Below are 23,150 nucleotides of genomic sequence, written 5' to 3'. Positions count from 1 at the left end.
GCCTGCCAGGAAGTTGAGAGGGGCGTAGACTGGCGGGTATTCGGTTATTGCTGTGGGAAAGAACATGAACCTCTCAGTTATTCAAATGGTGAGTCAGGACGATGTTCTGACTAACCTGCAGCAAGCGCGCAAGTTGCTTGAAAGCGCCGCCGAGCAAGGTGCTAGCCTTGCTGTTCTACCTGAAAATTTTGCTGCAATGGGCCGCCGCGATTACCGTCAAATCGGTCGTGAAGAGGCAATGGGGCGCGGACCAATACTGCCATGGTTGAAACTGGCCGCCCGTGACCTCAAGTTATGGATAGTTGCTGGCACAATTCCATTACCTGCGGCGGGTCATCCAGATGCTAAACCCAATGCGTGCTCGCTTTTGATTGATGCTGATGGTGAGCCTGCTGCGCGTTACGACAAATTGCATCTGTTTGATGTTGATGTCGCTGACAGCCGTGGGCGCTACCGTGAATCGGATGACTATGAGTTTGGCAGCAAGGTGGTGGTCGCAGATACGCCCGTTGGGCGTCTTGGTTTGACCGTTTGCTACGATCTGCGGTTTCCTGAGCTGTATGGCGCTTTACGTGAGGCCGGGGCGCAGCTGATCAGCGCGCCGTCGGCGTTTACCGCCGTGACTGGCACCGCGCATTGGCAGGTGCTGATTCGGGCGCGTGCCATCGAGACTCAATGTTACGTTTTGGCTGCCGCGCAAGGTGGCCTTCACCCCGGCGGTCGTGAGACTCATGGCCACTCAGCAATTGTTGACCCATGGGGGCGCATTTGCCTGAGTCAGGCCCAAGGCAGCGGGGCGCTGGTGGCGCCGCGAGATGCGGCGGAACAGGCCTTGATTCGCCAACAAATGCCAGTAATGCGGCATAAACGATTTTTTGCAGCGGCCGACCCGCGGCTGCCAGGTTTGGAGTAGTTATGAGTGAGATGCTGATGTCGGTGAGCGATCACCTGTTGAGCCCGGGCGGTCTGACTATCGATAGTTTGCCCGGTGTTCTAGGCGAGTTAGCGGGGCCGGGGATTGATGCGGCCGATTTGTACTTTCAAAGTCAGGTGTCTGAGACTTGGGTGCTAGAAGACGGCATCGTCAAAGAAGGCAGTTTTAACCTTGACCAAGGTGTCGGTGTGCGCGCCCAGTCCGGTGAGAAGACCGGCTTTGCCTACAGCAATGCGATTACCGCAAAGGCATTGAGCCAAGCTGCCGCCGCTGCACGTTCGATTGCTCGGGCAGGGCAAAACGGCTGCGTCCGGGCTTTTAGCAGCCCAGAAATTACCGCGTTATATGCGCCAAATAATCCACTTGATGTGATGGGCCGTGCTGAAAAGGTTGAACTGCTCAAGCAGGTTGACCAAGCAACACGTGCGCTCGATTCGAGAATCAAGCAAGTCACAGTTAGCCTGGCGGGTGTTTGGGATCGGGTCATGGTCGCTTCCACAGATGGTGGGCTTGGGGCTGATATTCGTCCGCTGGTGCGTTTTAACGTCAGCGTCATTGTTGAGCAAAATGGTCGTCGTGAACGTGGCGGCCATGGCGGTGGCGGACGCACCGATTACCGTTACTTTCTTAACGAAGATCGGGCCATGGGCTATGCCCGTGAAGCATTGCGACAGGCTCTGGTTAACCTTGAGGCGATTCCAGCACCTGCGGGCAGTATGCCGGTGGTGATGGGCGCTGGCTGGTCGGGTGTGTTGTTGCATGAAGCCGTTGGCCACGGCCTTGAAGGTGACTTCAACCGTAAAGGCAGTTCTGCATACAGCGGCCGTATGGGTGAGAAAGTTGCTTCGAGCCTGTGCACCATTGTTGATGATGGAACCTTGGCTGAGCGGCGTGGTTCGCTGAGCATGGATGATGAAGGTACGCCAACGCAGTGCACCACGTTGATCGAAAATGGCGTACTCAAAGGTTATATGCAGGACAAGCTCAATGCCCGGCTGATGGGCGTTCGGCCTACTGGTAATGGGCGCCGTGAGTCTTATGCGCATCTCCCCATGCCGCGCATGACCAACACTTACATGCTGGCAGGTGAGAGCGATCCGGAAGAGATTATCCGATCGGTGAAGAAGGGTATCTATTGCGCCAACCTCGGTGGCGGACAGGTCGATATCACCAGCGGCAAGTTTGTCTTCTCAACCAGCGAAGCCTATTTGATTGAAGACGGTAAAATTACTGCACCAGTCAAGGGGGCAACCTTGATCGGGAATGGCCCAGAGGCCATGAGCAAGGTGTCGATGGTTGGCAATGATCTGGCGCTGGACAGCGGTGTTGGCACCTGTGGCAAAGATGGCCAGTCGGTTCCGGTTGGTGTGGGTCAGCCAACTTTGAAAATAGATGCAATTACCGTCGGCGGTACAGGTAGTTAATGCAAAAAACTGCAAAGACACGCCAATCACCTATTGGGAATTGGGTTTCTTTGCAGTTTTAAGGCGCGGGAAGGTCCCGCCCGCCCACCCGCTTGCTTTCGAGGGTTAACGCAGGCCGCGTTTAGTCTCGTCTAGCTCACGGATGTATTTGAAGATTTTACGCGAGGCCGCTGGCGCTTTGTTTTGCGCTGCTTCATGTTGGCCTTGGCGGATTAGCTGGCGCAGGTGTTGGCGATCGGCTTCAGGGTATTCACTGACGAAGCTTTCAAGGGTTTCGTCGTTGCCGTTAAGTAAACGGTCGCGCCAACGCTCAAGGCCGTGGAAGCGCTCGTTGTATTGACGGGTTGAGGCGTCAAGTTGATTGAGCAGGGTCAGAATCGCATCAGTGTCCTGATCGCGCATTAACCGGCCGATAAACTGGGTGTGACGTTTTTTCGCCGAATTAGCTGTGTGCCGAGGGGCTTCAGCCAGCGCAGTACGCAGCTCTTCGGTGAGTGGTAATTTGTTTAGCAGGTCAGGCTTTAGAGCAGCCAGACGTTGACCGAGGTCTTGCAAGGCATGCAGCTCGCGTTTGACCTGGGTTTTGCTTTTCTCTTCGGAGAAGTCGTCAAGGTATTCAGACATGGGGGCGATCCAGTGGAAAACGCCGTCATGATAGCAGTTAGTTCTTGGTTGTAAGCGGTTGAGCCCGACAGGGTGCAGCTCACAGCGAAAATATTTTCAGGAGTAGGTATGAGTTCAGTAGAAGTTGTCGGCCCACAAATGGTCCCGCAGTTGCAGGCTCAGGTGGAGCAAATTATCGCTGAAGCCAAAAAGCAGGGTGCGAGTGCCTGTGAAGTCGCGGTCTCTGTTGAGCAAGGTTTGTCGACTACAGTGCGTCAGCGTGAAGTTGAAACTGTTGAGTTCAATCGCGATCAGGGCTTTGGCATCACCCTCTATCTCGGCCAGCGAAAAGGTTCGGCAAGTACCTCGGCGACGGGAGATGCGGCTATTCGTGAAACTGTCGCGGCAGCATTGGCGATTGCCAAACACGCCTCGGAAGATGAAAGCGCTGGCCTTGCAGACGCTGCACTGATGGCACGAGATCTACCCGATCTGGATCTCTACCATGCGTGGTCGATAACTCCTGAGCAGTCGATTGAGCATGCTCTGCGCTGCGAAGGCGCTGCATTCGACGCCGACAAACGTATCAAAAACGCCGATGGCACTTCCTTGAGCACCCATCAGGGATGTCGCGTCTATGGTAATAGCAATGGCTTCATCGGTGGCTATGCGAGTACCCGACACAGTTTGAGCTGCGTGATGATCGCTGAAGATAACGGGCTTATGCAGCGTGATTACTGGTACGACGTAAATCGTCAAGGCGAACTGCTGGCTAGCCCTGAAGATATTGGTGCACGTGCAGCCATGCGCGCTGTGAGCCGTCTTGGTGCCCGGCCAGTGCCTACTTGTGAAGTACCGGTGTTGTTTGCTGCTGAGTTGGCCACAGGACTGTTCAGCAGTTTTCTGGGTGCAATCTCGGGCGGCAGTATTTACCGTAAATCCTCATTCTTGGAAGGCACAATCGGACAGCAGCTTTTCCCTGAGTGGTTAAGCCTCGATGAGCGCCCGCATATTCCACGGGCAATGGCCAGTGCAGCATTCGATGGCGACGGTCTGGCAACCTACGCCAAATCCTTTGTTGAAGACGGTAAGTTGCTGTCTTACGTGCTCGGTACATATTCAGGGCGCAAATTAGGCATGCCAAGCACCGCTAACGCGGGCGGCGTGCACAATCTGTTTGTTACCCATGGAGCTGAAGACCAGCAGGCGCTGATCAAGCGCATGGGGCGTGGCCTGCTGGTGACTGAGCTAATGGGGCACGGCCTGAACATGGTGACCGGTGATTACTCTCGCGGTGCTGGCGGTTATTGGATTGAAAATGGTGAAATCCAATTCCCGGTTCAGGAAGTGACGATTGCTGGGAATATGCGCGATATGTTCAAGCAGATTGTTGCTGTAGGGAATGATCTGGAACTGCGCAGCAGTATTCGTACCGGCTCCGTCTTGATCGAGCGTATGACTGTCGCAGGTAGCTGATAATCAACAGCTAGGCACTAAAAAAGGGAGCTTAATTGCTCCCTTTTTCATTTTGCGAGCCCTTTCATAGCTCAAGTGTCGGCTCAGAGCATTACTCGCCCTCATCGAAGAAGTTGTTGATCAGCTCGATGATTGCCTCCAGCGCTTGCTCGTCTTGCTCACCTTCAGTTAGCAGGTGAATTGAGGAGCCCTTGCCAGCTGCGAGCATCATTACCGACATGATGCTTTTGCCGTCGACTAAGCTTTGCGGGGTGCGGCCGACTTTAATGCTGCAAGGGTAGCGTGTGGCAACGCCGACAAATTTAGCCGCTGCCCGCGCATGCAAGCCTAGTTTGTTGATAATGGTTACTTCACAGGCGGGCATCGCGGCGATTCCTTAATTGAGGTCGCGGTGGCGAGTCTGGACGTTTTTGAACTGAGCTTTGAGGGCTTTGCCCAACCGGTTGGCGATATACACTGAGCGATGATGACCGCCTGTGCAGCCAATAGCGACAGTGACATAGGCACGATTGCTGGCAGCGAAGCGGGGCAGCCATTTGCTCAGGTAGGCATGGATGTCTTGGTACATTTCCTGAACATCCGCCTGATTGTCTAAATAGTCAGAGACGGGTTGTTCGAGTCCCGAAAAGTTGCGCAACTCGGGACGCCAGTATGGATTGGGTAGGCAACGCACATCAAACACCACGTCCGCATCAACCGGCATGCCGCGTTTGAAACCAAACGACTCAACCAGAAATGCAGTGCCCGGATCTGGCTTGTTTAGCAAGCGCAGTGCAAGGGTATCGCGTAGCTGGTAGAGATTGAGGTGAGTGGTATCGATCTTTAAGTCGGCCAGATCAATGATAGGCTCCAGCAGCAAAGCTTCATCGGTTATGGCTTCGGCCAACGAGCGGTTGTCGTTGGTCAGTGGATGGCGCCGACGTGTTTCGGAGAAGCGTTTGAGCAGGGTTTCTTCGTTAGCATCCAGATACAGCAGGTCGCATTGAACATTGCGCGCCCGCACTTGCTCAAGCAGCTCTGGAAACATGTTCAAATCGCTTGGCAGGTTGCGTGCGTCAATGGATACAGCAACATTTGGGCGAACTGAATCTTCCTGCTGGAAAGCTCGCTCAGCTAGTTGTGGTAACAAGCTGGCTGGCAAGTTATCGATGCAGTAAAAGCCGTTGTCTTCAAGTACATCAAGCGCCGTACTTTTACCTGATCCAGAACGACCGCTGACAATAATCAAGCGCATGTAGAGTCTCTGCCATTTAGCTGTTGTTCTGTATGTCGACAACAACCTGATACAGGGCGTCATTGCTTTGCGCTTGGCGCAGGCGTTCGCGGACATCGCTGCGATCAAGCATGCTAGCGATTTGGCGAAGTAGCTCCAAGTGCTCGTCCGTTGCTGCTTCAGGAACCAGCAGTACGAATAGCAAATCTACCGGTGCGCCATCGATCGCGTCGAAATCTACAGGTGATTCTAGCCTGAGCAAGGCACTGATTGGCGCGTTGCAAGCAGGCAGGCGGCAGTGCGGAATGGCAATACCATTGCCAAAACCGGTGGACCCGAGTTTCTCGCGGGCAATCAGGCTCTCGAAGATGTCTTGTCCATCGAGGTCGGGCAGTTCGCGCGCAACCAAGTTGGCAATCTGTTCGAGAACGCGTTTTTTACTGCCACCCGGCACGTTCAGCAAGGAACGGCCGGGGGTCAGGATATTTTCAAGTCGGATCATAGGAGTTGGGCGATATCAACGGGCCATTGCGCCTTGTTGACGGTCGAGCTGCTTTTCCTTGTGCTTGATAAGTTGTCTGTCGAGTTTGTCGGTCAGTAAATCGATTGCTGCATACATATCATCATGTTCGGCATTAGCAACTATTTCGCCGCCTGCAATGTGTAAGGTGGCTTCGATTTTCTGCTTGAGCTTCTCGACCTCCATAATGACTTGCACATTAGTAATCTTGTCGAAGTGGCGTTCTAGTCGACTGAGTTTTTCGTCGATGTAGTCACGCAGGGCGTCGGTCACATCTAGCTGGTGTCCACTGATGTTGACTTGCATACCGCATTCTCCTTGTTGCCGTGTGTAAGAGACAGGCTGTTTTGCCTGCCGCCGGAACACTTTTGCGCGGAAAAAACTCAGTCATCGAGTCTGGCATTTTCACGCTCTGAATATTTGCAGTATGGCTGCATTTATCTAAGAGGGCGTCAGTTCGATATTGCTTGAGACAATTTTCCTGTTCATCAGCTGCTACATCAATCGCTTGCGTTCACTTGAAGGCGCGATACCGAGAGACTCACGGTATTTAGCAACGGTGCGGCGAGCTACTTGAATGCCTTGTGCCTCCAGTAAACCAGCGATCTTGCTGTCACTCAATGGCTTTTTTGCATTTTCCGCTGCAACCAGTTTTTTGATAATCGCGCGGATCGCTGTAGATGAGCATTCTCCGCCTTCGGAGGTGCTTACATGGCTGGAGAAGAAGTATTTCAACTCGTAAATGCCGCGCGGGGTGTGCATAAATTTTTGCGTGGTAACGCGCGAGATTGTCGACTCGTGCATGCCCACCGCTTCAGCGATGTCGTGCAGCACCAAAGGCTTCATGGCCTCGTCGCCATAGTCGAAGAAGCCGCGCTGGTGCTCAACAATCTGGGTAGCGACTTTCATCAGTGTTTCGTTGCGGCTCTGCAGGCTTTTGATAAACCAGCGGGCTTCCTGCAGTTGATTGCGCATAAAAGTGTTGTCAGCGCTGGAGTCGGCACGGCGTACAAAGCCTGCGTACTGCGCATTCACCCGGAGCCGGGGCATGGCTTCCTGATTGAGCTCAACCAGCCAGCGCTCGTTGTGTTTGCGCACAATGACATCAGGCACCACGTACTCAGGCTCACTCGATTCAATCTGCGAGCCAGGACGTGGGTTGAGGCTCTGGATCAGTTCAATAACTTGGCGCAGATCGTCTTCTTTGAGCTTCATGCGGCGCATGAGCTGGCTGTAGTCACGACTGCCAAGCAGGTCAAGGTAGTCATTGGCGAGGCGCTGTGCCTCGGTTAGCCATGGCGTCTTGGCGGGCAATTGACGCAGCTGTAGTGTCAGGCACTCGCGCAGATCGCGTGCGGCAATACCTGATGGTTCGAATTGTTGAATGCGGTGCAGGACCGCCTCAATTTCGTCCAGCTCGATATCCAGTTCAGGGTCGAAGGCTTCAAGAATCTCTTCGAGGGTTTCTTCGAGATAACCTTGGACGTTGATGCAGTCGATCAGAGTAACTGCGATCAAGCGATCCTTATCTGACATCGGCGACAGATTGAGCTGCCAGAGCATGTGGCTCTGTAAGCTTTCACCTGTTGAGGTACGTGTGGTGAAGTCCCACTCGTCATCGTCGCTGCTGCTTGGCAGGCTGCTGGCACTGGTCTGGTAGACATCTTCCCAGGCGGTATCAACTGGTAACTCGTTGGGAATGCGTTCATTCCACTCGCCATCTTCCAGGTTGTCCACGGTTTGTGGAGCGTCTTGGAAGCTGGTTTCTTGGTAGGTGTCTTGTTGCGCGGGCTGCTCAACCGTAGCGGTTTCGGCACCGTCGGCCATTGGGTCCGAGTTATCGAAATCTTCGCCTTCTTCCTGGCGTTCGAGCATTGGGTTCGACTCCAGTGCCTCCTGGATTTCTTGTTGAAGATCCAGGGTCGACAGTTGGAGTAGGCGAATGGCTTGTTGCAGCTGAGGAGTCATCGTCAGCTGCTGGCCCATCTTCAGGACTAGCGATGGTTTCATTGCAGACCTTATTTACCTGCGTCTCTGCGCAATCTACTACAGGGCGCCTGGGACGCCTCAAGGAAGCAAATTATATGCCTGAACTGCAGTGCTTTGCCTAGATGTTGAGGCTGATCGGTTGATAAAAACCTGGTTAAAGACGGAATTCATGACCCAGGTAGACTTCTTTAACCGTCTGGTTGGCGAGAATCGCCTCTGCGTCGCCTTCGGCAATGAGCTGACCGTCGCTGACGATATACGCTGTTTCGCAGATATCAAGCGTTTCGCGTACGTTGTGGTCGGTGATCAGCACGCCGATGCCCTTGGCTTTCAAGTGATGAATGATTTGCTTGATATCGCCAACCGAAATTGGGTCAACACCGGCAAATGGCTCATCGAGCAAAATGAATTTCGGTGCAGTTGCCAGGGCGCGGGCAATTTCAACGCGGCGCCGTTCGCCGCCGGAAAGACTCATGCCCAAGTTGTCACGAATGTGGTGAATATGGAACTCTTCAAGCAGGTTTTCCAATTCAGCTTCGCGCTCAGCACGGTTGAGCTCTTTGCGCGTCTCAAGAATTGCCATGATGTTGTCGGCAACACTGAGCTTGCGAAAAATTGATGCCTCTTGCGGCAGATAACCAATGCCTGCGCGTGCGCGGCCGTGCATTGGCTGATGGCTGACATCTAGGTTGTCAATCAGGATGCGCCCCTGGTCAGCCTGGACTAAGCCCACAATCATGTAGAAGCAGGTAGTTTTACCTGCACCGTTAGGGCCAAGCAGGCCGACGATCTGGCCGCTATCAATGCTCAGGCTAACGTCACGGACAACCTGGCGGCTTTTGTAGCTTTTCGCCAGGTGTTGGGCTTTCAATGTAGCCATTAATTACTGCCCTTGGGTGGGTTTGTTCTTCGGTTGAATCACCATGTCGATACGCGGGCGCGGTGTGGTCACTTTGCTACCATTGGCGCGGCCAGCATTAACGATTTGGCGCTGAGTATCATAGACAATCTTCTCGCCCTCGAAGGTATTACCCTCTTGGATGACCTTGGCTTGGTCAATCAATACGATGCGCTCGTTAGCGGCAAAGTATTGGATGGTCAGGCCGTAGGCTTTGACGATCTCTTTGTCTGCAGCAGGTTTCTGCTCATAGTATGCAGGGCGTCCGACGGAGGTAAATACGTCGATTTCACCTTTGGTATTTTGCGTAATGGTGACGGTGTCGCCCTTGATTATCATGGTGCCTTGAGTGATAACGACATCGCCGCGATACACTGCGACACCTTGCTTGTCGTCGAGCTCTGCACTGTCTGCCTGTACGCGGATCGGTTGATCGCGGTCAGTGGGCAAAGCCCAAGTGTGAGCGCTTCCTAGCGCTGCACCCAAGCTGAGCAGAAGGGGGAGGGTTTTAACGAACCTCATGCTGGCCTCTTACGTTGGACAGCAAGAGCATCTTGCCGTCATTTAAATACGCTTTCATTCCTTGCGCCGTGGTCACCCCATTGGCTGCGTCGATTCTAACGGCTTGCTGGGTCTGCGCATATTCCTTATCGGGAATTACGGTCAAGCGACTGGTTGTAAGTAGGGTTGGGCGACCTTTTGCATCGGTGCGTTTTACGCGGACCTTATCAATCAGTTCGACCTCTTTACCGCCAGGAGAAACTTCACCTTTTTCACTTTGCACATGCCACGGCAGCTCTGTTCCGCGGTATAGCAGCAGATCAGGTTGCGTCAGATATGAGATGTCCGAGGCTTTGGCGTGCTCTACCTTGTCGGCAGTCAGCTCGTAATGCAATTTCCCATCAGGTTGATATTGCACTGTTTTGGAGTTGACCACATAGAAGTCAATTGTATTTTGCGCCGTGGTCTTGGCCGGCTTATCTGTGAAGCTGTCCGGGTTGATATTCCAATACCCAGCAGCTGCGACGAGCAGCACGCCGAGTATAAGAAGCAATATGTTCAGTGGTTTACGCATAGTATGCAGTTCTACAGGTAGGCTGCTTGAGCCGCTTCAAGGGTGCCTTGGGCAAGCATGATCAGTTCGCAGAATTCACGAGCTGCACCTTCGCCGCCTTTGGCCTGGGTTACTGCGAACGCGTGTTGACGCACAAAAGAGTCGGCGCTGGAGACTGCCATGCCCAAGCCTACTCGACGAATAACCGGAAGGTCTGGCAGGTCGTCGCCCAAGTAGGCGACCTGCTCATAGTTTAGGTCGAGTTCGCCAAGGAGTTCGTCAAGTACAACAAGTTTGTCTTCACGGCCTTGGTAAAGGTGCTGGATGCCAAGGTTTTGCGCGCGACGCTCTACCACTGGGCTATTGCGTCCGGTGATAATCGCGGTGCGCACGCCTGAGTTAATCAGCATCTTGATGCCGTGGCCGTCGAGCGTATTAAATGTCTTGAACTCGCCACCATCGACCAGAAAGTACAGCTTGCCGTCAGTGAGTACGCCATCAACGTCAAAAATTGCCAGTTTGATCGCGCCAGCGCGTTGCTTGAATTCTGGGGTCATTACATTACTCCGGCGCGCAATAGGTCGTGCATGTTTAGCGCGCCAATAGGGCGATCGCTGTCATCGACTACAACCAGTGAGCTGATTTTATGGTCTTCCATGATCTTTAATGCCTCGGCCGCTAGCATTTCAGCGCGGGCGGTTTTGCCATGAGCGGTCATGACTTGATTGATGGTTGCTACACGTAGATCAATTTCTCGGTCCAGAGTTCTGCGCAGGTCACCGTCAGTAAAAACTCCGGCCAGTAAGCCTTGTTCATCAATTACAACTGTCATGCCCAAGCCTTTTTGGGTCATTACCAGTAATGCTTCGCGAAGCGAGGTGCCAGAGTTTACCGTAGGCAGGCCATCTCCGGTGTGCATGACGTTCTCTACTTTCAATAGTAGCCGCCTGCCAAGCGCGCCGCCTGGATGTGAAAAGGCGAAATCTTCAGCGGTAAAACCACGTGCTTCAAGGAGCGCGATAGCCAGTGCATCGCCCAGAACCAATGATGCGGTGGTCGATGAGGTTGGTGCCAGGTTAAGCGGGCAGGCCTCTTTGGACACGCTGGCGTCGAGATTCACTTCAGCCGCTTTTGCCAGAATCGAGTCAGGATTGCCGGTCATGCTGATCAGCTTGATGCCTAGGCGTTTAATCAGCGGCAGCAAGGTCACGATCTCTGCGGTCGACCCAGAGTTGGAAAGCGCAAGCACCACGTCATCGCGGGTAATCATGCCCATGTCGCCGTGGCTGGCTTCGGCTGGATGTACAAAAAAAGCCGTGGTGCCGGTGCTGGCCAAGGTCGCAGCAATTTTATTGCCGACGTGACCTGACTTGCCCATGCCAACTACAACCACTCGACCTTTGCACGCAAGTATCAGATCGCAAGCGCGGATAAAATTGTTATCCAGTCGCGGCAGCAACTCTGCAACGGCTTCCAGTTCAAGGCGAATGGTGCGCTCTGCTGATTTGATAAGGTCGTTTGACTGGTTCATGTCGGTCGGCTAGGCCATGCTCTGTAAAAGCCAGCGATTATAGCTCGAATGCGCTGTCAGCTCATCTTAGAATTGCTTACGCTTTATGTGGTCGTTTAAGTAGGAGTGGTTTGCCGCCTTTGCTAATATTGGGTGCGTTTCCGGGGCAGTGGTATGCTACACCGCTAATTCGGCTCTTAATGGTTGGCGCGGTGTCTTGGGTTAAACACCCAGCGTCTATCAATGGAGGCTGTTCGTAAGGAGTTTAGATGGGCGCCGAAAGTCATTACGCGGTTGAGCTTAAAAACGTCAGTTTTAAGCGCGGTGACCGAGATATTTTCAAGAATATCGATGTGTGTATTCCGCGCGGCAAGGTTATTGGCATTATGGGGCCTTCCGGAAGCGGAAAAACCACCCTGTTGAGGCTGATTGCCGCTGAATTAAAGCCTTCTGCTGGCGAAGTTTGGGTTAATGGGGTTGACCTGCCGACACTGTCGCGCAGTGAATTGTTCGACATGCGTAAACAGATGGGCGTGCTGTTTCAAAGCGGCGCCTTGTTTACCGATCTCGATGTATTCGAGAACGTGGCATTTCCGTTGCGCGTCCATACCCAGCTTCCAGAAGAAATGATTCGCGATATTGTGCTGATGAAGCTGCAAGCCGTGGGACTGCGCGGGGCATTTGAACTGATGCCTGACGAGTTGTCGGGCGGCATGAAGCGCCGTGTGGCATTGGCGCGGGCAATCGCCTTGGATCCACAGATTTTGATTTACGACGAACCTTTTGTGGGGCAAGACCCGATTGCGATGGGGGTCTTGGTTCGTTTGATTCGCCTGCTAAATGATGCGCTGGAGATTACCAGTATCGTGGTTTCCCATGATTTGGCCGAAACCGCGAGCATCGCAGACTACATCTATGTGGTGGGTGATACTCAGGTGTTGGGGCAAGGCACTCCAAGTGAATTGATGAAGTCGGAGAGTCCGCGTATTCAACAGTTTATGCAGGGTGCAGCCGATGGCCCTGTACCGTTTCACTTTCCGGCGGCTAGTTACCGTGACGATTTACTGGGGGCGCGCTGATGCGCAAAAGAACACCAATTGAGCGAGTCGCCCTCATGGGACGCGCCGGTATTGATGTGCTCGCAACGCTGGGGCGCTCATCAATTTTTTTGTTGCGGGCTCTCCTCGGTCGGGGCACATCTGGCAATTCATTCCAGTTGCTTGTCAAACAGCTGCATTCTGTCGGGGTGATGTCCCTGGCAATTATCATTGTTTCAGGTTTGTTTATCGGCATGGTGTTGTCGCTTCAAGGTTTCAATATCCTTTCCAGCTACGGTTCAGAGCAGGCCGTTGGGCAAATGGTTGCGCTGACACTGCTGCGTGAGTTGGGACCGGTGGTGGCCGCGCTGTTATTCGCCGGGCGTGCGGGCTCTGCATTGACTGCAGAGATCGGTAACATGAAATCCACCGAGCAGCTTTCAAGCCTGGCGATGATCGGGGTTGATCCGCTTAAGCATATAGTCGCGCCAAGGCTGTGGGCTGGCTTCATCTCGATGCCTTTGCTGGCGATGATTTTCAGCGTGGTCGGTATCTGGGGCGGGGCGATGGTTGCGGTCGACTGGCTGGGCGTTTATGAAGGTTCGTTCTGGTCAAACATGCAGAACAGCGTGTCGTTTACTGGTGACGTGCTTAATGGTGTGATCAAGAGCATCGTTTTTGGATTTGTTGTGACCTGGATCGCCGTGTTTCAGGGCTATGACTGTGAGCCGACCTCGGAAGGCATCAGTCAGGCGACTACCCGAACAGTGGTCTACGCCTCTTTAGCTGTATTAGGTTTGGACTTTATTCTGACTGCTTTGATGTTTGGAGATTTCTGATGCAAAACCGCACACTGGAAGTTGGTGTCGGCCTGTTCCTGCTGGCCGGAATGCTGGCATTGATGCTACTGGCTCTGCGCGTCAGCGGTCTGGCAATGGGTAGCAATGACGATAGTTATAAAGTCTATGCATACTTTGACAACATTGCGGGTCTAACCGTACGTTCCAAAGTGACCATGGCTGGGGTGACCATTGGTAAGGTCGTAGCGATTGATTTGGATCGTGACAGCTATACCGGGCGCGTCACCATGTTGGTCGACGAAATGGTCAACAACCTGCCCGAAGACTCGACCGCCTCAATTCTGACCGCGGGTCTACTGGGCGAGAAATACATTGGTATCAGCGTAGGTGGTGAGGAAGAGGTGCTAAAAGATGGCAGCACTATTCATGACACCCAGTCATCGCTGGTTCTTGAAGACTTGATTGGTAAGTTTTTACTTAATTCTGTGAATAAAGACGATTCCAAATAACGGGAACTGATAATGATCAAAGTACTTCGTAACAGCCTTGTCGTGTTGCTCGCGGCATTGCCACTGATCGCCGTTGCCGCACCCTCCGCTACCGAGGTGGTTCAGGAAACCACAACTAAACTGCTCACTGACCTGAAGGCCAATAAAGAGCAGTATCGCAGTGACCCTAATGCGTTCTACAACGCCTTGGATTCTATTCTGGGCCCGGTGGTTGATGTCGATGGCATCTCGCGCGGGGTCATGACGGTGCGTTACTCGCGAAAAGCAACTCCGGCGCAAATGGAGCGCTTTCAGACCAACTTCAAGCAAAGTCTGATGCAGTTCTATGGCAATGCGCTGCTTGAGTACAACAACCAGGATATTCGTGTCCTGCCGGATTCGGGTCAGCAGGATCCAGAGCGCGCCACTGTTAACATGGAAATCAAGGACGGTAACGGCACTATTTATCCGTTGGCCTACACAATGGTCAATAAAGGCGGAGCCTGGGTGATGCGCAACATGATCATCAACGGTATCAACGTTGGTAAACTGTTCCGCGACCAGTTCTCGCAATCGATGCAGAAAAATGGCAATGATTTGGACAAGGTAATCGATACTTGGCCTGAAACCGTCGCAAAAGCACGTCAGGCCAAGGGTGAGTCGTGAGTCGGGCAAGTATGGATGAACTGTCGCCCGGGGTATTTCAGCTCTCAGGCGTGATTGATTACAGCTCTGGGCCGCAGTTGCGTAAAGATGGCGGCAAGCTGCTCAAAGACTGCAATGCCAGCACTTGCGTGATTGACTGCGCCGCTGTCGAGAAGTCCAGCAGCGTTGGACTTTCATTGTTGCTGGCGTTCGTTCGCGATGCGCAGAGCAAAGGTAAAAGCATAGTGATACGCCACTTGCCTAAAGATATGCAGGAGATCGCCAAGGTTTCCGAGCTCTTGGATATTTTGCCTGTCGAGCAGAATGACGAAGAGCAAAACGCTGCTGCACCTGCCCCCGAGTAGCCGCAGTCTATGCTTAACCTGCGGATTCTTGAGGATTCGCAGGTTCCCGGCTTTTTTTGTATGATGCGCGACCCGAGAGCTTCGGCTCCGCTGTCGCTAATGAATACGCTGATTGAGGTTGATCATGCAGGCCCTAGAAGTAAAAAGCCTCCTGGAGGCTAAACTGCCGGATACACAAGTAGAAGTTGAAGGCGAAGGCTGCAACTTCCAGTTGAATGTGATCGGCGATGAGGTGGCTGCTTTGAGCCCCGTTAAGCGTCAGCAGCAGGTCTATGCACACCTGAATCCATGGATTGCCGATGGCAGTATTCATGCTGTGACTATGAAATTCTTCAGCCGTGCCGCATGGGCCGCGCGTTCCTAGAGGCAGCGAGACAGTAATGGATAAATTAATTATTACCGGCGGCGTTCGTCTTGATGGCGAAATCCGCATTTCCGGTGCGAAGAACTCTGCTCTGCCAATTCTGGCCGCGACCTTGCTTGGCGATGCCCCGGTTACCATCTGCAATTTGCCGCACTTGCACGACATCACCACGATGATCGAGCTGTTCGGGCGCATGGGCATTGAGCCAATTATTGACGAGAAACTCTCGGTCGAAGTTGACGCTCGGGCGATCAAAACGCTGATTGCGCCTTATGAGTTGGTTAAAACCATGCGTGCATCGATTCTGGTGCTGGGCCCAATGGTTGCGCGCTTTGGCGAGGCTGAAGTTGCCCTACCTGGCGGGTGTGCGATTGGTTCGCGCCCGGTTGACTTGCACATCCGTGGCCTTGAGGCCATGGGCGCAGTGATCGATGTTGAAGGTGGTTACATCAAAGCGAAAGCGCCGGAAGGCGGTTTGCGCGGGGCACGCTTCTTCTTCGATACCGTCAGCGTAACCGGTACTGAAAATATCATGATGGCCGCTACCTTGGCCAAAGGCCGTAGCGTGCTTGAAAATGCCGCGCGCGAGCCGGAAGTGGTTGATTTGGCAAACTGCCTGATCGCCATGGGCGCCAAGATCCAAGGTGCTGGCACCGACACCATCACCATTGATGGCGTTGAGCGTCTTGGTGGTGCACGCTTTAGCGTTATGCCAGACCGTATCGAAACCGGTACCTATCTGGTCGCTGCTGCTGCGACTGGTGGTCGGGTCAAACTCAAGGATACCGATGCTTCGACCTTGGAATCCGTGATCTCCAAGCTTGAAGAGGCTGGCGCTGAAATAACCACCGGCCCAGACTGGATCGAGCTGGACATGAAAGGTAAGCGTCCCAAGGCTGTGACCTTGCGTACTGCACCATATCCGGCGTTTCCTACCGATATGCAGGCTCAGTTCATCGCGCTCAATGCGATTGCTGAAGGCAGCGGCGCTGTGATCGAAACAGTTTTCGAAAACCGCTTTATGCACGTCCATGAGATGATTCGTATGGGCGCGCAGATCTTGGTTGAAGGCAACACGGCTGTGGTAACGGGCACCGATAAGCTCAAGGGCGCGCCAGTCATGGCGACTGACCTGCGTGCTTCGGCGAGTCTGGTGATCGCAGCATTGGTTGCTGAAGGTGATACCTTGATCGATCGTATCTACCACATCGACCGTGGTTACGAGTGTATCGAAGAGAAACTGCAGCTATTGGGCGCCAAGATTCGCCGCGTTCCGGGCTAAGTTTCAACGCAAGTCCCGCCATGCTGTTGAGGTCTGGCGGGTAACGCACACTCAGGTAACTTGTTTTGAGTCTGCGACGTTTAGCTTCTAAGGATTTACAACCATCATGCTCACCATCGCGCTGTCGAAAGGCCGCATTCTCGATGACACTCTACCGCTGCTTGCCGCTGCGGGGATTGTGCCAACCGAGAACCCTGAAAAAAGCCGCAAACTGATCATTCCGACGACTCAGGATGATGTGCGCTTGCTGATTGTTCGTGCGACTGATGTGCCAACATACGTTGAGCATGGCGCCGCCGATCTGGGCGTTGCCGGGAAAGACGTGCTGATGGAATACGGCGGTCAGGGCTTATACGAGCCACTGGATCTGCGTATTGCCAAGTGCAAGCTTATGACTGCGGGCGCGGTGGGTGCTGTTGAGCCTAGCGGTCGCCTGCGAGTGGCAACCAAGTTCGTCAACGTAGCCAAGCGTTACTACGCCGAACAAGGTCGTCAGGTTGATGTGATCAAGCTTTACGGATCCATGGAATTAGCGCCATTGGTCGGCTTGGCCGACAAGATTATCGATGTCGTCGACACCGGTAATACATTGCGTGCCAACGGTCTGGAAGCGCAGGAACTGATTGCCACGATTAGTTCGCGCCTAGTGGTCAACAAGGCCTCGATGAAAATGCAGCACGCACGTATTCAGGCATTGATCGACACCTTGCGTGAAGCTGTCGAGTCGCGACACCCTATCTAATACCCATACGCAGCCCAGTGCTGCGTCCGCCTATCCGTGTCATAGCCAGAATTTTCAGGTGCCCGCGCGGAGCGGCTGGTATTCTTCGGGCGCTTGAGCATTTGCTAATTCAAGAGGCCCGTTATGACTGCTCCCATCGCTATACGTCGACTCAATGCCGCTGACCAAGGTTTTGCCCACGACCTTGATCATTTGCTGAGTTGGGAGAGTGTATCTGACGATGGCGTAAACCAGCGCGTGCTGGAGATCATCGCCGCCGTACGCAGTCGTGGTGATGCCGCACTGGTTGAATACACTCAACGTTTCGATGGCCTTGAAGTCGCCAGCATGGCTGAGCTTATCCTGCCGCGTGAGCGCCTGGAATTGGCATTGACCCGTATTACCTCCGCTCAGCGCGAAGCGTTGGAAGTCGCTGCTGAGCGCGTGCGCAGTTATCACGAGAAACAAAAGCAAGACTCATGGCGCTACACCGAAGCCGACGGTACGGTACTTGGTCAGCAAGTTACACCGCTGGATCGTGCGGGCTTGTATGTGCCCGGCGGTAAAGCAACCTATCCGTCATCGGTATTGATGAATGCGATCCCGGCTAAAGTGGCCGGTGTAGCTGAAGTCGTCATGGTAGTGCCGACGCCACGCGGCGAAATCAACGAGATGGTGTTGGCTGCCGCTGCCATTGCTGGCGTCGATCGCGTATTCACCATCGGTGGCGCCCAAGCCGTAGCCGCGCTCGCCTACGGTACCGAAAGCGTGCCGCCGGTGGATAAAATTGTTGGTCCCGGCAACATCTACGTAGCGACCGCCAAGCGTCATGTATTTGGCAAGGTTGGTATCGATATGATCGCCGGTCCTTCCGAGATTTTAGTGGTTTGTGATGGTCAAACCGATCCTGACTGGATCGCCATGGACCTGTTCTCGCAAGCTGAGCACGATGAGGATGCCCAGTCGATTTTACTCAGCCCTGATGCGGAGTTTCTCGATAAGGTCGCGGCATCCATCGCCAAATTGCTGCCAACCATGGAACGCGCTGAAATTATTCGCAGCTCGCTGGAAGCGCGCGGCGCATTGATTCACGTGGCTGATATGGCGCAAGCCATTGAGGTGGCTAACCGCATTGCTCCAGAGCACTTGGAGTTGTCCGTGGCAGAGCCTGAACAATGGTTGCCACAGATTCGCCATGCGGGCGCAATATTTATGGGTCGTTATACCGCAGAAGCCTTGGGTGATTACTGCGCTGGGCCGAACCATGTATTGCCTACATCCGGTACCGCACGCTTTTCGTCGCCACTGGGCGTCTATGACTTCCAGAAACGCTCATCAATCATCTATTGCTCCGCTGATGGTGCCTCTGAACTGGGTAAAACCGCTTCAGTGCTGGCCCGCGGCGAGTCTTTGACGGCTCACGCACGCAGCGCTGAATACCGGATTAAAAACTAATCCAGACAAATTTTGGCGCGGCTCTGAGCCTGCACCACGCGGCTATGGAGCCTCTGGAAAAGCTAGCGAGCGCAGTAATCTTTCAGAGGTTCCCTAATGATTTCTAGGAGAGCAGGGCAATGAGCAAATTCTGGAGCCCCTTCGTTAAACAATTGGTGCCTTATGTTCCGGGCGAGCAACCGAAGCTGGCAAAGCTGGTTAAGCTCAACACCAACGAAAACCCATACGGGCCTTCGCCGCAGGCTATTGCGGCAATGCAAGCTGAGGTAAATGACCAGCTGCGTCTGTACCCCGACCCAAACAGCGACCGCCTGAAGCAGGCTATTGCACAATTCTACGGCGTCCAAACGTCTCAAGTGTTTGTTGGTAATGGTTCGGATGAAGTGCTCGCGCACGCTTTTCATGGCTTGTTCCAGCATGCGAAGCCTTTGCTGTTTCCGGACATCAGCTATAGCTTTTACCCTGTCTATTGCGGCTTGTACGGGATTGAGCCTGGGGTTGTTGAGCTGGATGAGCAATTCAATATTCGTGTTGAAGATTATGTGCAGCCGAACGGCGGCATCATTTTTCCAAACCCGAATGCGCCGACTGGCTGCCTGTTGCCGCTAGACGCTATTGAGCGATTGTTGGCGCTCAATACTGAAAGCGTAGTGGTCGTGGATGAAGCCTATATCGACTTCGGTGGCGAGACGGCAATTAGCTTGGTGGATAAGTATCCGAACTTGCTGGTAACTCAAACCCTTTCGAAGTCCCGCTCGCTGGCAGGGCTACGGGTGGGTTTTGCGGTGGGGCATGCAGACTTGATCGAAGCATTGGAGCGGATCAAGAACAGCTTTAACTCCTATCCGCTGGATCGCGTCGCAATTGCTGGTGCCGCGGCTGCATTCGCCGATGAAGATTACTTCAAACGCACCTGCCAGGCTGTCATCAGCAGTCGTAATGACGTGGTTGAGGGGTTGCAGCAGTTGGGCTTTGAGGTGCTGCCTTCGGCCGCTAACTTCGTCTTTGCTCGTCATCCTGGGCGTGATGCGGCTGAGTTGGCTGCGCAATTGCGTGAGCAAGGGGTGATAGTGCGTCACTTCAAGCAGGCGCGTATTGCCCAGTTCTTGCGCATTACCATTGGTACGCCAGAGCAGAATCAAGCGCTGCTGGATGCATTGCAAGATCTCTGCTGAGCCTAAGTAAGAAAGGGTGTTGCAGCGGTCTCGAGCATCGAGAACGCTGCATGTCAGCCGTTTAGTTACTGATTATCGGCCGTCTTGGTTGACGCTGGCGGGCGAACGCCAACCTCTGCGGTAAGGTCCATTGGCTTGCCGTTACGCAGGATTTCAATGTGGATCTTGTCGCCAGGTTTAGTCCGCGCCACCTGATTCATTGAGCGACGGCCATCGCCTGCCGGTTCTCCGTCGATGTTCATGATTAAATCACCTGGTTGCAGGCCCGCACGCTGAGCTGGGCCGTCGCGATAAATCCCCGCGACAACAATGCCTGGACGACCTTCAAGGCCAAATGACTCAGCCAGCTCTGGAGTCAGGGGCTGTACTTCAATGCCCAGCCAGCCGCGGATCACCTGGCCGTGCTCGATAATAGCCTGCATCACTTCAAGCGCCAGCTTGACCGGAATGGCAAAGCCGATCCCTTGCGAGCCGCCTGATTTGGAGAAGATCGCGGTATTGATACCGACTAGGTTGCCATCGGCATCAACCAGCGCGCCACCCGAGTTGCCGGGGTTAATGGCGGCGTCCGTCTGGATAAAGTCTTCGTAGGTATTGAGGCCAAGCTGATTGCGACCTGTGGCACTGATGATGCCCATGGTGACGGTCTGACCGACCCCGAATGGGTTACCAATGGCCAGGGTTACGTCACCAACCTTGATGTTGTCCGAGCGGCCCAAGGTGATTGCGGGCATGTCATCAAGGTCAATCTTGAGCACCGCCAGGTCGGTCTCCGGGTCGCTGCCAATCACCCGGGCCAATGTTTCGCGGCCATCTCTGAGGGCTACAACGATTTGGTCAGCGCCTGAGGTCACATGATTGTTGGTTAGCAGATAACCTTCCGAGCTCATGATTACGGCTGAACCAAGGCTTGACTCCATGCGGCGTTGCCTTGGCAGGTTATCGCCGAAAAACTTTTTGAACTGTGGGTCTTCAAACAATGGCACTGCTGGCTTGTTGACAAATTTGGTGGTGTACAAGTTAGCCACCGCAGGTGACGCCAAAGTCACCGCGTTTGCATAGGACGCCGGGCCAGCAGATGCGCCGCGTCGATTATTGGGTGTCTGTCGAACCTCTACGTCGTGGTCAGGCAAGCCAACCCATTCGGGGTACTGCTGGATAAACAGCAAGGCGACAAGTACGCCAACGAGCAAGGGCCAGCCAAAAAAACGCACTGCTTTGAGCATCAAAGAAGTCCTGAGAGTTGCGAGGGGCAATTGAGCCACTTAAGGTGGATCATTATAAGGCGGCTAGCGTGAATATTGCATTGGCCAGTATCAATCTAAGAGGAAACAAAATGGCAATCGCCCTGACCACCCTGATTGCAGAAACCCAGCGATATATGAATGCAGACAGTATCAACGACTACTGCCCGAATGGTTTGCAGGTTGAAGGACGGCCGAATGTGCAGCGATTAGTCACAGGTGTTACGGCTAGTCAGGCGCTGATCGATGCCGCAATTGAAGCGGAGGCTGACGTTATCCTCGTGCATCACGGTTATTTCTGGAAGGGCGAAGATCCATGCGTGACCGGCATGAAGCAGCGCCGACTCAAGGCGCTGTTGAGCAACGATATCAGTCTGCTTGCCTATCACTTACCGCTCGATGTGCATCCCGAAGTGGGTAATAACGTGCAACTTGCTGCGCAGTTGGGCATCACCGTCGAGGGAGCGCTGAACCCGGACAACCCTCGAACAGTAGGTTTGGTTGGCTCACTGGATGAGCCTCAAAGTGCTCGCGACTTTGCCCGCCGCGTGCAGGAGCAACTGGGGCGTGAGCCGCTGTTGGTGGAGGGCTCCGAGATGATTCGCCGAGTTGGCTGGTGCACAGGTGGCGGGCAGGGTTATATCGATGAAGCGATCGCTGCTGGCGTTGATCTGTACCTTACTGGTGAAGCTTCGGAACAGACCTTTCACAGTGCGCAAGAGAATGGCATCAGTTTTATTGCCGCAGGTCATCATGCAACTGAACGCTACGGTGTGCAGGCACTGGGTGAGTATTTGGCGAAGCGCTTTGCCATCGAACATATATTCATTGATTGCGCCAACCCAATTTGACGCTTGCTTAAACAGAGCGTGGGCGCTTTCGACGGCTCGATTGAGCGATTCCTGGGCAAAATACTGAGCATAAAGTTAGAACGTTTTGATCTAGTTGGCGGCCTGAATAGAAGCTAGTGCTGTGCTAGAGTGCGCCCATGTCCACGGCCCGCTGGCCCCATTACAAAGCAAATCGTGAGTAGCTATGCTCGACAAAATGACGCACCTGAAAGAGCTCGAGGCGGAAAGTATCCACATCATTCGTGAAGTGGCCGCCGAATTCGACAACCCGGTAATGCTCTATTCCATTGGTAAAGACTCCGCGGTGATGCTGCATCTGGCACGCAAGGCGTTCTTTCCAGGCAAGTTGCCGTTCCCGGTTATGCATGTCGACACCCGCTGGAAGTTTCAGGAGATGTATAGCTTCCGCGACAAGATGAAGACTGAAATGGGTTTGGACCTGATTGTTCACGTCAACCAAGAAGGCGTGGCTCAGGGCATCAACCCGTTGACTCACGGCAGTGCCAAGCACACCGACATCATGAAAACCGAAGGCCTCAAGCAGGCACTCGACAAACATGGTTTCGATGCTGCCTTTGGTGGCGCACGTCGCGATGAAGAGAAATCCCGTGCTAAAGAGCGCGTCTACTCGTTCCGTGACAGCAAGCACCGCTGGGACCCTAAAAACCAGCGCCCAGAACTGTGGAATGTCTACAACGGCAAAGTGAAGAAGGGCGAGTCGATTCGCGTCTTCCCACTGTCCAACTGGACCGAACTGGATATCTGGCAGTACATCTATCTGGAGCAAATCCCGATTGTGCCGCTGTACTTTGCAGCCGAGCGCGATGTGATCGAGAAGAATGGCACGCTGATCATGATCGATGATGAGCGCATTCTTGAGCACATGTCCGACGAAGAAAAATCACGCATCCAGAAGAAAATGGTGCGTTTCCGTACGCTGGGTGACTACCCGCTGACGGGCGCAGTTGAGTCGCAGGCGACTACGCTGGCCGACATTATTCAGGAAATGCTGCTGACTCGTACCTCTGAGCGTCAAGGTCGTGTAATTGACCATGATGGCGCAGGTTCGATGGAAGAGAAAAAACGTCAGGGGTACTTTTAA

The 23,150-nt window shown here is 53.7% G+C and carries 27 protein-coding genes; 15 read left to right on the top strand and 12 right to left on the bottom strand.

What is annotated here, in order from left to right; translation table 11 throughout:
• Positions 1-64 precede the first annotated feature (64 nt).
• On the top strand, positions 65-913 hold the full coding sequence (locus ACN0UH_RS02360; RefSeq protein ID WP_417660535.1) for a carbon-nitrogen hydrolase family protein: 849 nt from the start codon (positions 65-67) through the stop codon (positions 911-913).
• Between the two features lie 2 nt (positions 914-915).
• Positions 916-2,358: a metalloprotease TldD gene (tldD, locus tag ACN0UH_RS02355; protein ID WP_417660534.1), complete on the top strand. Its 1,443-nt coding sequence runs from the start codon at positions 916-918 to the stop codon at positions 2,356-2,358.
• Between the two features lie 105 nt (positions 2,359-2,463).
• On the opposite strand, the gene yjgA is transcribed toward tldD, so the two are convergent.
• Positions 2,464-2,982: a ribosome biogenesis factor YjgA gene (gene yjgA, locus ACN0UH_RS02350; protein ID WP_417660533.1), complete on the bottom strand. Its 519-nt coding sequence runs from the start codon at positions 2,980-2,982 to the stop codon at positions 2,464-2,466.
• A gap of 108 nt (positions 2,983-3,090) precedes the next feature.
• Between yjgA and pmbA the strand changes: the two genes are divergently transcribed.
• Positions 3,091-4,437: a metalloprotease PmbA gene (gene pmbA / locus ACN0UH_RS02345; RefSeq protein ID WP_417660532.1), complete on the top strand. Its 1,347-nt coding sequence runs from the start codon at positions 3,091-3,093 to the stop codon at positions 4,435-4,437.
• A 91-nt stretch (positions 4,438-4,528) separates the two neighbouring features.
• Here the strand turns inward: pmbA and ACN0UH_RS02340 are convergent, their stop codons facing one another.
• The 10 genes from ACN0UH_RS02340 to ACN0UH_RS02295 all read right to left on the bottom strand — a co-directional run bounded on the left by ACN0UH_RS02340 (position 4,529) and on the right by ACN0UH_RS02295 (position 11,642).
• Positions 4,529-4,801, bottom strand: coding sequence for an HPr family phosphocarrier protein (locus ACN0UH_RS02340; protein ID WP_417660531.1), 273 nt, complete (start codon positions 4,799-4,801; stop codon positions 4,529-4,531).
• Between the two features lie 12 nt (positions 4,802-4,813).
• Positions 4,814-5,671, bottom strand: coding sequence for an RNase adapter RapZ (gene rapZ / locus ACN0UH_RS02335; protein ID WP_087518107.1), 858 nt, complete (start codon positions 5,669-5,671; stop codon positions 4,814-4,816).
• 16 nt (positions 5,672-5,687) lie between these two features.
• Complete coding sequence (gene ptsN, locus ACN0UH_RS02330) at positions 5,688-6,152, bottom strand: PTS IIA-like nitrogen regulatory protein PtsN (RefSeq protein ID WP_417660530.1); 465 nt, start codon at positions 6,150-6,152, stop codon at positions 5,688-5,690.
• A 15-nt stretch (positions 6,153-6,167) separates the two neighbouring features.
• Positions 6,168-6,476, bottom strand: a complete 309-nt coding sequence (gene hpf / locus ACN0UH_RS02325) for a ribosome hibernation-promoting factor, HPF/YfiA family (protein ID WP_087518105.1) — start codon at positions 6,474-6,476, stop codon at positions 6,168-6,170.
• A 189-nt stretch (positions 6,477-6,665) separates the two neighbouring features.
• Positions 6,666-8,180, bottom strand: a complete 1,515-nt coding sequence (locus ACN0UH_RS02320; protein WP_417660529.1) for an RNA polymerase factor sigma-54 — start codon at positions 8,178-8,180, stop codon at positions 6,666-6,668.
• Between the two features lie 133 nt (positions 8,181-8,313).
• Positions 8,314-9,039 carry an LPS export ABC transporter ATP-binding protein gene (lptB, locus tag ACN0UH_RS02315; RefSeq protein ID WP_417660528.1) on the bottom strand — a complete coding sequence of 242 codons (726 nt, stop codon included), beginning with the start codon at positions 9,037-9,039 and terminating at the stop codon, positions 8,314-8,316.
• A 3-nt stretch (positions 9,040-9,042) separates the two neighbouring features.
• Complete coding sequence (lptA, locus tag ACN0UH_RS02310; protein WP_417660527.1) at positions 9,043-9,579, bottom strand: lipopolysaccharide transport periplasmic protein LptA; 537 nt, start codon at positions 9,577-9,579, stop codon at positions 9,043-9,045.
• Complete coding sequence (gene lptC, locus ACN0UH_RS02305; RefSeq protein ID WP_417660526.1) at positions 9,566-10,132, bottom strand: LPS export ABC transporter periplasmic protein LptC; 567 nt, start codon at positions 10,130-10,132, stop codon at positions 9,566-9,568. Before lptC ends, lptA begins: the two co-directional genes overlap by 14 nt.
• 11 nt (positions 10,133-10,143) lie before the next feature.
• A complete protein-coding gene (locus tag ACN0UH_RS02300) occupies positions 10,144-10,668 on the bottom strand; it encodes a KdsC family phosphatase (RefSeq protein ID WP_417660525.1) in 525 nt (174 codons plus the stop codon).
• Positions 10,668-11,642, bottom strand: a complete 975-nt coding sequence (locus tag ACN0UH_RS02295; RefSeq protein ID WP_417660524.1) for a KpsF/GutQ family sugar-phosphate isomerase — start codon at positions 11,640-11,642, stop codon at positions 10,668-10,670. Before ACN0UH_RS02295 ends, ACN0UH_RS02300 begins: the two co-directional genes overlap by 1 nt.
• Positions 11,643-11,890: 248 nt before the next feature.
• Between ACN0UH_RS02295 and ACN0UH_RS02290 the strand changes: the two genes are divergently transcribed.
• From ACN0UH_RS02290 to hisC, 10 genes are all read left to right on the top strand, one after another.
• Positions 11,891-12,700, top strand: coding sequence for an ATP-binding cassette domain-containing protein (locus ACN0UH_RS02290; protein ID WP_417660523.1), 810 nt, complete (start codon positions 11,891-11,893; stop codon positions 12,698-12,700).
• Positions 12,700-13,497, top strand: coding sequence for a lipid asymmetry maintenance ABC transporter permease subunit MlaE (gene mlaE / locus ACN0UH_RS02285; RefSeq protein ID WP_417660522.1), 798 nt, complete (start codon positions 12,700-12,702; stop codon positions 13,495-13,497). The genes ACN0UH_RS02290 and mlaE overlap by 1 nt, the downstream gene beginning before the upstream one ends.
• The gene (gene mlaD / locus ACN0UH_RS02280; protein ID WP_417660521.1) at positions 13,497-13,967 is read left to right on the top strand and encodes an outer membrane lipid asymmetry maintenance protein MlaD; all 471 of its coding nucleotides are present in this window, start codon (positions 13,497-13,499) and stop codon (positions 13,965-13,967) included. The genes mlaE and mlaD overlap by 1 nt, the downstream gene beginning before the upstream one ends.
• 12 nt (positions 13,968-13,979) lie before the next feature.
• Entirely contained in the window at positions 13,980-14,612 is a 633-nt protein-coding gene (locus ACN0UH_RS02275) for an MlaC/ttg2D family ABC transporter substrate-binding protein (RefSeq protein ID WP_417660520.1), read from the top strand.
• Entirely contained in the window at positions 14,609-14,956 is a 348-nt protein-coding gene (locus tag ACN0UH_RS02270) for an STAS domain-containing protein (RefSeq protein WP_417660519.1), read from the top strand. Before ACN0UH_RS02275 ends, ACN0UH_RS02270 begins: the two co-directional genes overlap by 4 nt.
• Positions 14,957-15,080: 124 nt before the next feature.
• Positions 15,081-15,320: a BolA family protein gene (locus tag ACN0UH_RS02265; protein WP_087518093.1), complete on the top strand. Its 240-nt coding sequence runs from the start codon at positions 15,081-15,083 to the stop codon at positions 15,318-15,320.
• A gap of 16 nt (positions 15,321-15,336) precedes the next feature.
• Positions 15,337-16,602 carry a UDP-N-acetylglucosamine 1-carboxyvinyltransferase gene (gene murA / locus ACN0UH_RS02260; RefSeq protein WP_417660518.1) on the top strand — a complete coding sequence of 422 codons (1,266 nt, stop codon included), beginning with the start codon at positions 15,337-15,339 and terminating at the stop codon, positions 16,600-16,602.
• Positions 16,603-16,708: 106 nt separating this feature from the next.
• A complete protein-coding gene (hisG, locus tag ACN0UH_RS02255) occupies positions 16,709-17,344 on the top strand; it encodes an ATP phosphoribosyltransferase (protein WP_417660517.1) in 636 nt (211 codons plus the stop codon).
• A 123-nt stretch (positions 17,345-17,467) separates the two neighbouring features.
• Entirely contained in the window at positions 17,468-18,778 is a 1,311-nt protein-coding gene (gene hisD / locus ACN0UH_RS02250) for a histidinol dehydrogenase (protein ID WP_417660516.1), read from the top strand.
• A gap of 119 nt (positions 18,779-18,897) precedes the next feature.
• A complete protein-coding gene (gene hisC, locus ACN0UH_RS02245; RefSeq protein WP_417660515.1) occupies positions 18,898-19,953 on the top strand; it encodes a histidinol-phosphate transaminase in 1,056 nt (351 codons plus the stop codon).
• Positions 19,954-20,018: 65 nt separating this feature from the next.
• Here hisC and algW read toward each other — a convergent pair whose 3' ends face one another.
• Positions 20,019-21,179 (bottom strand): Do family serine endopeptidase AlgW, encoded by a 1,161-nt coding sequence (gene algW, locus ACN0UH_RS02240; RefSeq protein ID WP_417660514.1) that lies wholly within the window; start codon positions 21,177-21,179, stop codon positions 20,019-20,021.
• A gap of 110 nt (positions 21,180-21,289) precedes the next feature.
• Between algW and ACN0UH_RS02235 the strand changes: the two genes are divergently transcribed.
• Together ACN0UH_RS02235 and cysD are read left to right on the top strand one after the other, a co-directional pair.
• Positions 21,290-22,048: a Nif3-like dinuclear metal center hexameric protein gene (locus ACN0UH_RS02235; RefSeq protein ID WP_417660705.1), complete on the top strand. Its 759-nt coding sequence runs from the start codon at positions 21,290-21,292 to the stop codon at positions 22,046-22,048.
• Positions 22,049-22,232: 184 nt separating this feature from the next.
• The gene (gene cysD / locus ACN0UH_RS02230; RefSeq protein ID WP_087518086.1) at positions 22,233-23,150 is read left to right on the top strand and encodes a sulfate adenylyltransferase subunit CysD; all 918 of its coding nucleotides are present in this window, start codon (positions 22,233-22,235) and stop codon (positions 23,148-23,150) included.

It is taken from the genome of Pseudomonas sp. (assembly GCF_048265905.1).
Taxonomy (GTDB): Bacteria; Pseudomonadota; Gammaproteobacteria; order Pseudomonadales; family Pseudomonadaceae; genus Aquipseudomonas.
Note: the sequence above shows the minus strand (reverse complement) of the source record. Positions and strands in the feature narration are given on the sequence as shown.